Genomic DNA, 13,151 nt, shown 5'->3' with positions numbered 1-13,151 from the left:
TGCGGATTCAAAGGAGTGATTGCAATGCCGTCCCTAGATAGCCTGAAGACCCTTAAAACACTAAAAATCGACGACAAAACCTACCACTATTTCAGTTTGCCGGATGCTGCCAAAAGCTTGGGTAATATCGACAAACTGCCAATGTCGCTGAAAGTCCTGCTGGAAAACCTGCTGCGCTGGGAAGATGAAAAAACTGTCACCGGCGCCGACCTCAAGGCAATTGCTGCGTGGCTCAAGGAGCGTCGCTCCGACCGGGAAATCCAGTACCGTCCTGCCCGCGTATTGATGCAGGATTTTACCGGCGTCCCTGCCGTGGTCGATCTTGCGGCGATGCGCGCCGCCATGGCCAAGGCCGGTGGCGATCCGCAGCGAATCAATCCGCTATCCCCGGTGGATCTGGTGATCGACCACTCGGTGATGGTCGACAAGTTCGCCACGCCCGGCGCATTTGAGCAGAACGTCGACATCGAAATGCAGCGCAACGGCGAACGCTATGCTTTCCTGCGCTGGGGGCAAAGTGCTTTTGATAACTTCAGCGTAGTGCCGCCGGGCACCGGGATCTGCCACCAGGTCAACCTCGAATACCTCGGCCGCACCGTGTGGACCAAGGATGAAGACGGCCGCACCTACGCCTTTCCCGACACGCTGGTTGGCACCGACTCCCACACCACCATGATCAACGGCCTCGGCGTGCTCGGCTGGGGCGTCGGCGGGATCGAGGCGGAAGCGGCAATGCTCGGGCAACCGGTGTCGATGCTGATTCCAGAAGTGATCGGCTTCAAACTCACCGGCAAACTCAAAGAAGGCATCACCGCCACCGACCTGGTGCTGACCGTGACGCAGATGCTGCGCAAGAAAGGCGTGGTCGGCAAATTTGTCGAATTTTACGGTGATGGCCTCGCTGACCTGCCGCTGGCTGACCGTGCGACCATCGCCAACATGGCCCCGGAATACGGTGCGACATGCGGCTTCTTCCCGGTCGATGACGTGACGCTGGAGTACCTGCGTCTGTCCGGACGGCCAACGGAAGTGGTGAAACTGGTGGAGGCGTATACCAAGGCCCAGGGGTTGTGGCGTCTGCCCGGTCAGGAGCCGGTTTTTACTGACAGTCTGGCGCTGGACATGGGCAGCGTCGAGGCCAGCCTGGCAGGGCCGAAACGCCCGCAAGATCGCGTCTCGCTGCCAAATGTCGCACAAGCCTTCAGCGACTTCCTTGACCTGCAATTCAAACCGACGAGCAAAGAAGAAGGACGCCTGGAAAGCGAGGGCGGTGGCGGCGTCGCGGTGGGCAATGCCGATCTGGTCGGCGAAACGGAATATGAATACGACGGCCACACCTATCGCCTGAAAAACGGTGCGGTGGTCATCGCTGCGATCACGTCGTGTACCAACACTTCCAACCCCAGCGTAATGATGGCTGCTGGGCTCTTGGCGAAAAAAGCCGTGGAGAAAGGGCTGACGCGCAAACCGTGGGTAAAGAGTTCGCTGGCGCCAGGTTCGAAAGTGGTCACTGACTACTATAAGGCGGCGGGGCTGACGCAATACCTCGACCAGCTTGGTTTTTCGCTGGTCGGCTATGGCTGCACCACCTGCATCGGTAACTCCGGGCCATTGCCGGAACCGATCGAAAAAGCCATCCAGAAAGCTGACCTCGCCGTCGCCTCGGTGCTGTCCGGCAACCGCAACTTTGAAGGCCGCGTGCACCCACTGGTGAAAACCAACTGGCTGGCCTCGCCACCCCTGGTGGTGGCTTACGCCTTGGCTGGCACGGTTCGTACCGACATCAGTAGCGAACCGCTGGGCAATGACCAACAGGGCAATCCGGTTTACCTGCGTGACATCTGGCCAAGTAGCCGGGAAGTCGCCGACGCGGTGAGTCAGGTCAGCACTGCCATGTTCCACAAGGAATACGCCGAAGTGTTTGCCGGTGACGAACAGTGGCAGGCCATCGAGGTGCCACAAGCCGCCACCTATGTGTGGCAGGACGATTCGACTTACATCCAGCATCCACCGTTCTTCGACGACATTTCCGGCCCGTTGCCAGAGATCAAGGATGTGAAAGGGGCGCGGGTGTTGGCGCTGCTCGGCGACTCGGTGACCACTGATCACATCTCCCCTGCCGGCAACATCAAGGCTGACAGTCCGGCCGGGCGTTATCTGCGCGAAAAAGGCGTCGAGCCACGGGACTTCAATTCTTACGGTTCACGTCGCGGCAACCACGAAGTAATGATGCGCGGTACCTTCGCTAACATTCGTATACGCAATGAGATGCTCAGCGGCGAAGAAGGTGGCAACACGATCTACATTCCAACCGGTGAGAAACTGCCGATCTACGATGCCGCCATGCGCTATCAGGCGTCTGGAACACCGCTGGTGGTGATTGCCGGGCAAGAATACGGCACCGGCTCCAGCCGCGATTGGGCGGCCAAAGGAACCAACTTGCTGGGCGTCAAAGCCGTGATCGCCGAAAGCTTCGAGCGCATTCACCGTTCCAACCTGGTGGGCATGGGCGTCTTGCCGCTGCAATTCAAACTCGATCAGAACCGCAAAAGTCTGAACCTGACCGGCAAGGAAACCTTCGAGATTCAAGGCCTGACAGGCGTATCCCTGACACCACGCATGAACCTGCCTCTGGTGATCACTCGTGAAGACGGGCGACAGGAGAAAATCGAAGTGCTGTGCCGCATCGACACCCTGAACGAAGTGGAGTACTTCAAGTCGGGAGGGATTCTGCATTATGTGCTGCGGCAGCTAATCGCTTCATAAACGCATGACCCCTGTAGGAACTGCCGTGAACTCGGTAGCTCCTACAGGCTTCCGCACTTTTCTTGGGGCGAAAAAAAACCCGCCGAAGCGGGTTTTTCCCAAGACCATTATCGACTCCCTGTCGGCAGCGATCCTTGCAATGGTCGATCATCCTTGATCCTGAAGTACTCCCTGTGCTTCAGTTGATGGGTGTAGATTACGTGGTGGATCCAATCGACAATAGTCGTAATAGCTACCATCGCGTGTAAGACATTCGCCATAGGAGCACTTCCGAAAACCCTTAGAAGGGTCAGGCGTTGAGCATGTCCGCCGCGATTTGCGCGACTTTCAACTGCCCAGAGGCCTGCGCCTGCGGGTCAACCTGCAGAGCCTATCAGCCCCGATCAAGCTCACGTGCCCTGGCGCTTTCCGCGAGAAACTGCTCAAGCCTGCTCAACTGTTCCTCCCAGCCACGACTGTCCATGTAATAGGCCTCTTTCTGGCGGATGTCTGGAATGTGTGCGAAACCGGACTCAGACACCTTGAGCAACGTACCACCCTCGAAATCTTCCAGCTCGAACCTGACCAGCGTTGTCGGTTCCTGGGAATAATCGATCTTCGGATTGACCGCATACGGATGCCAACGGAACGAGAACAATTGCTGCGGCTCGACCCGTTCGATCAATACGTTCCACAACACATGTTCATAACCGGGATACGTGACCTGCCCTTGCGTCCATTCTCCGGCAATAAAACGCCTGCCCTCCAGCGCCACACCAAACCACTGGCCAAACGCCTCGGCATCAACCAATGCACGCCAGACATGTGAACGCGACGCCTTGAGCGTGATTTTGCGTTCGAAACTATTGGGTACTGGTTTCATACGTCACCTCCTGTTCTGAACAGTAGGCTTGTATGACCACATGTCCAAGGTGAAGTTGTATCAAAGCGGTTCAGCTGTGCAAAAGGCAGGAAACATCCGGCTGCATTTTCCACGGGTGAATCGAACAATTTTCACCACAACCCAGTGGATGAAGCTGATACCTTTTCCATCGATGCTGAACCGGACAAGGACGAATCATGCAGCCATCCCTCCCCGAACGTTATCGCGGCACCCTGCTAGGCTTGGCTTGCGGCGACGCGGTCGGCACCACGGTAGAGTTCAAGCCACGCCATTCATTCCAACCATTGACTGACATGGTCGGCGGCGGTCCTTTCCACCTCAAGCCTGGACAGTGGACGGATGACACCTCGATGGCGCTCTGCCTGGCGGAAAGCCTATTGATCAAGAACGGCTTCGACTCCACTGATCAAATGGGGCGCTATCTCAATTGGTGGAAATGGGGTTACCTGAGTTCGACCGGCGAATGCTTTGATATCGGCATGACTGTCAGTCAGGCGCTTTCGCACTACCAGCAAACAGGAGAGGCCTTTGCGGGGTCGACCGAGCCCAATAGCGCTGGCAACGGCTCTCTGATGCGACTGGCACCGGTGGTGCTGTTTTACTTCCCGGACGACCGGAAAGTCAGAAAATTCTCCAGCGAAAGTTCGCGAACCACCCACGCAGCACCCGAGGCAATCGAATGCTGCCAACTGTTGGCTGAGCTGATCAACAAAGCTCTGCTTGGAGCGTCCAAAACAGAACTGCGCTTATTGCCAGCCTCAACCTTCAGCCAACCGAAAGTCGCGGAGATTGCTCGAGGTAACTATTTCACGAAATCAATAGACGAAATCTGCGGTAGCGGCTACTGCGTCCAGTCGCTGGAAGCAGCGCTTTGGTGTTTTCAGCACACCGACAGTTTTGCGGCGGCAATCCTGCAAGCCGCCAACCTGGGTGATGACGCCGATACCACGGCAGCGATCGTTGGCCAGTTGGCCGGTGCCCACTACGGCGTTCGAGCCATTCCCGCCAATTGGCTGGATCTGCTGCATGACGGTGAGGAGATTGCGGCTACAGCGGATCGCTTGCTGGAGGCCTCAAGACAACAAGTACCTGAATAGATCCCGTGCAGTCACTACACTGTTCTGCACTTACATTCGACACAGCGAGAATCTCCATGTCCCCACGTCAGCTCCTGGCCCTGACGCCTTTGCTATTCACCACCCTCACCCACGCCGCCGTTGACTGCGCCAATGCCAGCGACCAGGCGACGATGAATCAGTGCGCAGGGCAGGATTACAAGGCTGCCGACAAAGAATTGAACGCTGTGTATCAGCAGATCACCGGGCGTTTGAAGGACAACCCTGACGGCAAAAAGCTGTTAGTCAGTGCGCAACGCGCATGGATCGGTTTTCGTGATGCCGAGTGCAAGTTTTCGTCTTCGGGCGTGACGGGGGGAAGTGTGTATCCGCTGATCTATAGCAATTGCATGACCGCTGTGACCAAGGTGCGGGTTGAAGCGTTGAAGCAGTACTTGAAATGTGAAGAAGGTGACATGAGTTGCCCGGTGCCAGGGGCCTGATTGTTCAAGGCCATATCGCTGGCTTGCCAACGATGGCGGCAGTACGGTCGCTGCATGAAACTGTGACGTTCAACAACTTCAGGAACGCTCAGCCTCCCGTAAACGTGCTGTGAAGCTGTTATCGGTTACACGTGCGGATCACCCGGCGCTTTGGACGGCGCCGCGTACTGCGGCTTGAGATGGCCGTCCTGATCAAGTAACCAGGCATCCATGATCTGCCGCACCACCGGTCCGGCGACACGACCACCAGCCTCACCGTTTTCAATCATCACCGAAATCGCAATCTTCGGTTGCTCCGCCGGGGCGAAGCCGACGAACAAAGCATTATCGCGGTGGCGCTCAAGCGTCTTCGCGCGGTTATAGCGCTCACCCTGCTTGATTGCTACCACTTGTGCCGTACCACTTTTACCAGCGATACGGTATTGCGCACCCGCCGCTGCCGCACGAGCAATGCCGCGGGCATCGTGCATTACCATCTGCATGCCGTGGTTGACCTGCTCCCAATCGCGCGGATCCTTAAGCAGAATGTTCGGCATCGGATTCTCGTCGACCGGCGCCACACCATCGACAGTCTTGGCCAGGTGTGGGCGGTTCCACACGCCTTTGCTGGCGATCAGCGCGGTGGCTTGGGCCAGTTGCAGCGGCGTGACCTGCATGTAACCCTGACCAATGCCGAGAATCACCGTTTCCCCCGGGTACCATGCTTGTCGACGAGTAGTGCGTTTCCAGGCTTGGGATGGCATCAGACCGGGAGACTCTTCAAACATGTCCAGCGAGACTTTTTCGCCAAGACCGAACATGGCCATGTAGTCGTGCAGCCGATCAATGCCGAGCTTGTGCGCCAGGTCATAGAAGTAGGTGTCATTGGAGCGCATGATCGCAGCGTCCATGTCTACCCAGCCGTCGCCGCTGTGGTTCCAGTTGCGGTACTTGTGATCGAAGTCCGGAAGTTGGTAGTAACCTGGATCGAAGACTCGGGTCTGCGGTGTGACAACGCCTGCGTCGAGTCCCGCGATCGCCACTTCTGGTTTGATGGTCGAGCCCGGTGCGTACAAGCCGCGCAACACGCGGTTGAACAGTGGTCGGTCAATAGAATCACGCAGCGCCGAATACTCTTTGGAGCTGATACCCGTGACGAACAGGTTGGGATCGAAACTCGGGTTGCTGACCATGGCCAGCACTTCCCCGGTGGACGGATCCAGCGCCACGACCGAACCACGACGCCCACCCAAGGCGGCTTCGGCGGCTTCTTGCAGTTTCACGTCAAGGCTCAGGACGATGTTTTTTCCGGGTACAGGGTCAGTGTGTTTGAGCACACGTAACACCCTGCCCTGGGCATTGGTTTCAACCTCCTCATAACCGACGTGCCCGTGCAACTGCGCTTCGTAGAAACGTTCGATGCCAGTCTTGCCGACGGACTGAGTGCCACGGTATTCCACCGAGTCGAGGGTTTTGGATTCTTTTTCGTTAATCCGGCCGACATAGCCGATCGAGTGAGCGAAGTGCATGCCGAGCGGGTAATGTCGAACGAACTGTGGCTCGACATCGAGCCCAGGCAGACGGAACTCGTTGACCGCCAAAATGGCAATCTGCTCTTCGGTCAGTTCATAAAACAGCGTCACCGGCGTGAATGGATGACGGGACTGTTTCATGGCTTTGTCGAACACCGCACGGTCTTCGACGGGGAGGTGCAGGAGATCAATGACCTCGTCCAACTCCTGATTGACGTCGATGGTACGCTCGCGGGTGATGGTCAGATTGTAGCTGGGACGGTTATCTGCCAGCAGCACGCCGTTGCGGTCGTAGATCAGCCCGCGTGTTGGCGGGATCGGCAGGACATGGACACGGTTGTTTTCGGAAATGGTCGAGTGATAGTCGAACTCCACGACTTGCAGGATGTACAGACGCACTACCAGAGCGCAGCTGACTGCGAAGACAAAAAGGGCGCAGGCGATCAACCGCTTGTTGACCAGACGCGTCTCTTTTGCGTGATCCTTGATCGGTATGGGTTCAGGCATTTCTACAGCAACTCTTTGGCATAAGTGAGCGCCTGTCCTTTAGCGAAAAATCAGTCCATGAAAAAATCGAGTTGCACCATACCAAAAACTGCCCGGCCACTTAAGAAGGTTTTTCCCTATGGCAACTCTTGCGAAAAAAGCAGGGGTCCGGCTGACCTGAGACCTTTCCTGCGGACAAAACAAAACCCCAACTGCTTTCGCAATTGGGGTTTCGGAATTTAATCTTGACGATGACCTACTCTCACATGGGGAAACCCCACACTACCATCGGCGATGCATCGTTTCACTGCTGAGTTCGGGATGGGATCAGGTGGTTCCAACGCTCTATGGTCGTCAAGAAATTCGGGTACTGAGTCGCGACCAGTTGGTCTCGCTTCAGCAAATTGGGTATGTGACAGCTTTCGGTGTTTTGTGAACATCGAACTTTCGGTTCGTTTCGTCTTCACACACCGCAATCTGGCCTTTCGACGCAAATTGCTTGGGTGTTATATGGTCAAGCCTCACGGGCAATTAGTATTGGTTAGCTCAACGCCTCACAGCGCTTACACACCCAACCTATCAACGTCGTAGTCTTCGACGGCCCTTCAGGGAACTCAAGGTTCCAGTGAGATCTCATCTTGAGGCAAGTTTCCCGCTTAGATGCTTTCAGCGGTTATCTTTCCCGAACATAGCTACCCGGCAATGCCACTGGCGTGACAACCGGAACACCAGAGGTTCGTCCACTCCGGTCCTCTCGTACTAGGAGCAGCCCCTCTCAAATCTCAAACGTCCACGGCAGATAGGGACCGAACTGTCTCACGACGTTCTAAACCCAGCTCGCGTACCACTTTAAATGGCGAACAGCCATACCCTTGGGACCGGCTTCAGCCCCAGGATGTGATGAGCCGACATCGAGGTGCCAAACACCGCCGTCGATATGAACTCTTGGGCGGTATCAGCCTGTTATCCCCGGAGTACCTTTTATCCGTTGAGCGATGGCCCTTCCATACAGAACCACCGGATCACTAAGACCTACTTTCGTACCTGCTCGACGTGTCTGTCTCGCAGTCAAGCGCGCTTTTGCCTTTATACTCTACGACCGATTTCCGACCGGTCTGAGCGCACCTTCGTACTCCTCCGTTACTCTTTAGGAGGAGACCGCCCCAGTCAAACTACCCACCATACACTGTCCTCGATCCGGATAACGGACCTGAGTTAGAACCTCAAAGTTGCCAGGGTGGTATTTCAAGGTTGGCTCCACGCGAACTGGCGTCCACGCTTCAAAGCCTCCCACCTATCCTACACAAGCAAATTCAAAGTCCAGTGCAAAGCTATAGTAAAGGTTCACGGGGTCTTTCCGTCTAGCCGCGGATACACTGCATCTTCACAGCGATTTCAATTTCACTGAGTCTCGGGTGGAGACAGCGCCGCCATCGTTACGCCATTCGTGCAGGTCGGAACTTACCCGACAAGGAATTTCGCTACCTTAGGACCGTTATAGTTACGGCCGCCGTTTACCGGGGCTTCGATCAAGAGCTTCGCGTTAGCTAACCCCATCAATTAACCTTCCGGCACCGGGCAGGCGTCACACCCTATACGTCCACTTTCGTGTTTGCAGAGTGCTGTGTTTTTAATAAACAGTCGCAGCGGCCTGGTATCTTCGACCGGCATGAGCTTACGGAGCAAGTCCTTCACCCTCACCGGCGCACCTTCTCCCGAAGTTACGGTGCCATTTTGCCTAGTTCCTTCACCCGAGTTCTCTCAAGCGCCTTGGTATTCTCTACCCAACCACCTGTGTCGGTTTGGGGTACGGTTCCTGGTTACCTGAAGCTTAGAAGCTTTTCTTGGAAGCATGGCATCAACCACTTCGTCATCTAAAAGATAACTCGTCATCAGCTCTCGGCCTTAGAATCCCGGATTTACCTAAGATTCCAGCCTACCACCTTAAACTTGGACAACCAACGCCAAGCTGGCCTAGCCTTCTCCGTCCCTCCATCGCAATAACCAGAAGTACAGGAATATTAACCTGTTTTCCATCGACTACGCTTTTCAGCCTCGCCTTAGGGACCGACTAACCCTGCGTCGATTAACGTTGCGCAGGAAACCTTGGTCTTTCGGCGTGGGTGTTTTTCACACCCATTGTCGTTACTCATGTCAGCATTCGCACTTCTGATACCTCCAGCAAGCTTCTCAACTCACCTTCACAGGCTTACAGAACGCTCCTCTACCGCATCATCCTAAGATGATACCCGTAGCTTCGGTGTATGGTTTGAGCCCCGTTACATCTTCCGCGCAGGCCGACTCGACTAGTGAGCTATTACGCTTTCTTTAAAGGGTGGCTGCTTCTAAGCCAACCTCCTAGCTGTCTAAGCCTTCCCACATCGTTTCCCACTTAACCATAACTTTGGGACCTTAGCTGACGGTCTGGGTTGTTTCCCTTTTCACGACGGACGTTAGCACCCGCCGTGTGTCTCCCATGCTCGGCACTTGTAGGTATTCGGAGTTTGCATCGGTTTGGTAAGTCGGGATGACCCCCTAGCCGAAACAGTGCTCTACCCCCTACAGTGATACATGAGGCGCTACCTAAATAGCTTTCGAGGAGAACCAGCTATCTCCGAGCTTGATTAGCCTTTCACTCCGATCCACAGGTCATCCGCTAACTTTTCAACGGTAGTCGGTTCGGTCCTCCAGTTAGTGTTACCCAACCTTCAACCTGCCCATGGATAGATCGCCCGGTTTCGGGTCTATTCCCAGCGACTAGACGCCCTATTAAGACTCGCTTTCGCTACGCCTCCCCTATTCGGTTAAGCTCGCCACTGAAAATAAGTCGCTGACCCATTATACAAAAGGTACGCAGTCACAGAACAAAGTCTGCTCCCACTGCTTGTACGCATACGGTTTCAGGATCTATTTCACTCCCCTCTCCGGGGTTCTTTTCGCCTTTCCCTCACGGTACTAGTTCACTATCGGTCAGTCAGTAGTATTTAGCCTTGGAGGATGGTCCCCCCATATTCAGACAAAGTTTCTCGTGCTCCGTCCTACTCGATTTCATGACTAAGAGATTTTCGCGTACAGGGCTATCACCCACTATGGCCGCACTTTCCAGAGCGTTCCGCTAATCTCAAAGCCACTTAAGGGCTAGTCCCCGTTCGCTCGCCACTACTAAGGGAATCTCGGTTGATTTCTTTTCCTCAGGGTACTTAGATGTTTCAGTTCCCCTGGTTCGCCTCTTGCACCTATGTATTCAGTACAAGATAACCATCTTATGATGGCTGGGTTCCCCCATTCAGACATCTCCGGATCAAAGTCTGTTTGCCGACTCCCCGAAGCTTTTCGCAGGCTACCACGTCTTTCATCGCCTCTGACTGCCAAGGCATCCACCGTATGCGCTTCTTCACTTGACCATATAACCCCAAGCAATCTGGTTATACTGTGAAGACGACATTCGCCGAAAATTCGATAATACTCAATTCAGAGTAACTCACAAATTTTACCTTAGCCTGATCCGTTACCAGTGAAAGTAACGTTCAGTCTATCTTTCTATCACATACCCAAATTTTTAAAGAACGATCTAATCAAAGACTAGAAATCAACATTCACCATCTTTCAATGGAATGCTCATTTCTAAGCTTTCATACGTCAGAAGCAGTAGTGGTGGTGGTGGAGCCAAGCGGGATCGAACCGCTGACCTCCTGCGTGCAAGGCAGGCGCTCTCCCAGCTGAGCTATGGCCCCGTATTTCTACAGGCGTTTCCCACACAAAATTGGTGGGTCTGGGCAGATTCGAACTGCCGACCTCACCCTTATCAGGGGTGCGCTCTAACCAACTGAGCTACAGACCCAATTTCGGGCTGCTTCTTATCGTCTTCTTCAATGAATCAAGCAATTCGTGTGGGAGCTCATGGAGCAGCTGATGTCGTCGATTAAGGAGGTGATCCAGCCGCAGGTTCCCCTACGGCTACCTTGTTACGACTTCACCCCAGTCATGAATCACACCGTGGTAACCGTCCTCCCGAAGGTTAGACTAGCTACTTCTGGTGCAACCCACTCCCATGGTGTGACGGGCGGTGTGTACAAGGCCCGGGAACGTATTCACCGTGACATTCTGATTCACGATTACTAGCGATTCCGACTTCACGCAGTCGAGTTGCAGACTGCGATCCGGACTACGATCGGTTTTATGGGATTAGCTCCACCTCGCGGCTTGGCAACCCTTTGTACCGACCATTGTAGCACGTGTGTAGCCCAGGCCGTAAGGGCCATGATGACTTGACGTCATCCCCACCTTCCTCCGGTTTGTCACCGGCAGTCTCCTTAGAGTGCCCACCATTACGTGCTGGTAACTAAGGACAAGGGTTGCGCTCGTTACGGGACTTAACCCAACATCTCACGACACGAGCTGACGACAGCCATGCAGCACCTGTCTCAATGTTCCCGAAGGCACCAATCCATCTCTGGAAAGTTCATTGGATGTCAAGGCCTGGTAAGGTTCTTCGCGTTGCTTCGAATTAAACCACATGCTCCACCGCTTGTGCGGGCCCCCGTCAATTCATTTGAGTTTTAACCTTGCGGCCGTACTCCCCAGGCGGTCAACTTAATGCGTTAGCTGCGCCACTAAGAGCTCAAGGCTCCCAACGGCTAGTTGACATCGTTTACGGCGTGGACTACCAGGGTATCTAATCCTGTTTGCTCCCCACGCTTTCGCACCTCAGTGTCAGTATCAGTCCAGGTGGTCGCCTTCGCCACTGGTGTTCCTTCCTATATCTACGCATTTCACCGCTACACAGGAAATTCCACCACCCTCTACCATACTCTAGCTTGTCAGTTTTGAATGCAGTTCCCAGGTTGAGCCCGGGGATTTCACATCCAACTTAACAAACCACCTACGCGCGCTTTACGCCCAGTAATTCCGATTAACGCTTGCACCCTCTGTATTACCGCGGCTGCTGGCACAGAGTTAGCCGGTGCTTATTCTGTCGGTAACGTCAAAACACTAACGTATTAGGTTAATGCCCTTCCTCCCAACTTAAAGTGCTTTACAATCCGAAGACCTTCTTCACACACGCGGCATGGCTGGATCAGGCTTTCGCCCATTGTCCAATATTCCCCACTGCTGCCTCCCGTAGGAGTCTGGACCGTGTCTCAGTTCCAGTGTGACTGATCATCCTCTCAGACCAGTTACGGATCGTCGCCTTGGTGAGCCATTACCTCACCAACTAGCTAATCCGACCTAGGCTCATCTGATAGCGCAAGGCCCGAAGGTCCCCTGCTTTCTCCCGTAGGACGTATGCGGTATTAGCGTTCCTTTCGAAACGTTGTCCCCCACTACCAGGCAGATTCCTAGGCATTACTCACCCGTCCGCCGCTGAATTCAGGAGCAAGCTCCTGTCATCCGCTCGACTTGCATGTGTTAGGCCTGCCGCCAGCGTTCAATCTGAGCCATGATCAAACTCTTCAGTTCAAACATCTTTGGGTTTTTAAGAAACCCTAAACTTGGCTCAGCAATCGTTGGTTACATCTTTGATTTCTCGCGGAGTAACTTGTGATGCTGATAATCTTGTTGACTATCAGTCTGACTCCACAAGCACCCACACGAATTGCTTGATTCAGTTGTTAAAGAGCGGTTGGTTAAGATCTTTCGTCTCAACCGAGGCGCGCATTCTACAGCAGCCTCATTTGCTGTCAAGTGATTATTTTCAGAAGTTTTCGAAGAATTCTTCAACAACTTCAACCACTTGCGCTTCCGATCTCTCGTTAGCGGGAGGCGAATTCTACAGCGTTAATCGCTGCTGTCAACACCTCTTTTTCTCCGCTTTCGACCGAGAAGATCGAACCGTTAAAAGAGCCAAACATCACCGCTCTTTCAACTCCTTCCAGGCTTCGATGAACTGAAGCGACCCGCTCTCGAAACCTACTTAACTCATTGAATCTCAAGGAGTTTTCCGTTT

The 13,151-nt window shown here is 54.3% G+C and carries 5 protein-coding genes, 2 tRNA genes and 3 rRNA genes; 3 read left to right on the top strand and 7 right to left on the bottom strand.

All coding sequences use genetic code 11. From position 1 onward, the window contains the following. Window positions 1-24: 24 nt before the first annotated feature. Window positions 25-2,766: an aconitate hydratase AcnA gene (gene acnA, locus AB4P91_RS14670; protein WP_395603064.1), complete on the top strand. Its 2,742-nt coding sequence runs from the start codon at window positions 25-27 to the stop codon at window positions 2,764-2,766. A 373-nt stretch (window positions 2,767-3,139) separates the two neighbouring features. On the opposite strand, the gene AB4P91_RS14665 is transcribed toward acnA, so the two are convergent. After that, entirely contained in the window at window positions 3,140-3,628 is a 489-nt protein-coding gene (locus AB4P91_RS14665; protein ID WP_150592545.1) for an SRPBCC family protein, read from the bottom strand. A gap of 197 nt (window positions 3,629-3,825) precedes the next feature. Here AB4P91_RS14665 and AB4P91_RS14660 point away from each other — a divergent pair, with 197 nt between their 5' ends. After that, window positions 3,826-4,746 carry an ADP-ribosylglycohydrolase family protein gene (locus tag AB4P91_RS14660; protein WP_395603063.1) on the top strand — a complete coding sequence of 307 codons (921 nt, stop codon included), beginning with the start codon at window positions 3,826-3,828 and terminating at the stop codon, window positions 4,744-4,746. 56 nt (window positions 4,747-4,802) lie between these two features. Beyond that, on the top strand, window positions 4,803-5,207 hold the full coding sequence (locus AB4P91_RS14655; RefSeq protein WP_042560184.1) for a lysozyme inhibitor LprI family protein: 405 nt from the start codon (window positions 4,803-4,805) through the stop codon (window positions 5,205-5,207). A gap of 125 nt (window positions 5,208-5,332) precedes the next feature. Here the strand turns inward: AB4P91_RS14655 and mrdA are convergent, their stop codons facing one another. From mrdA to AB4P91_RS14625, 6 genes are all read right to left on the bottom strand, one after another. Next, window positions 5,333-7,225, bottom strand: a complete 1,893-nt coding sequence (mrdA, locus tag AB4P91_RS14650) for a penicillin-binding protein 2 (RefSeq protein WP_395603062.1) — start codon at window positions 7,223-7,225, stop codon at window positions 5,333-5,335. Window positions 7,226-7,447: 222 nt separating this feature from the next. After that, window positions 7,448-7,563: ribosomal RNA gene (gene rrf, locus AB4P91_RS14645) — 5S ribosomal RNA — on the bottom strand. A gap of 151 nt (window positions 7,564-7,714) precedes the next feature. Next, window positions 7,715-10,608 (bottom strand): 23S ribosomal RNA (locus AB4P91_RS14640). Window positions 10,609-10,862: 254 nt separating this feature from the next. Further along, window positions 10,863-10,938, bottom strand: a tRNA-Ala gene (locus AB4P91_RS14635). 30 nt (window positions 10,939-10,968) lie between these two features. Continuing rightward, window positions 10,969-11,045: transfer RNA gene (locus tag AB4P91_RS14630), tRNA-Ile, on the bottom strand. Between the two features lie 82 nt (window positions 11,046-11,127). Then, window positions 11,128-12,664 (bottom strand): 16S ribosomal RNA (locus tag AB4P91_RS14625). Together the 16S, 23S and 5S rRNA genes with 2 tRNA genes alongside form the textbook arrangement of a ribosomal RNA operon. Between the last annotated feature and the right edge of the window lie 487 nt (window positions 12,665-13,151).

Origin of the sequence: Pseudomonas sp. B21128, from assembly GCF_044218865.1 — a bacterium.
GTDB lineage: Bacteria > Pseudomonadota > Gammaproteobacteria > Pseudomonadales > Pseudomonadaceae > Aquipseudomonas > Aquipseudomonas iridis.
Note: the sequence above shows the minus strand (reverse complement) of the source record. Positions and strands in the feature narration are given on the sequence as shown.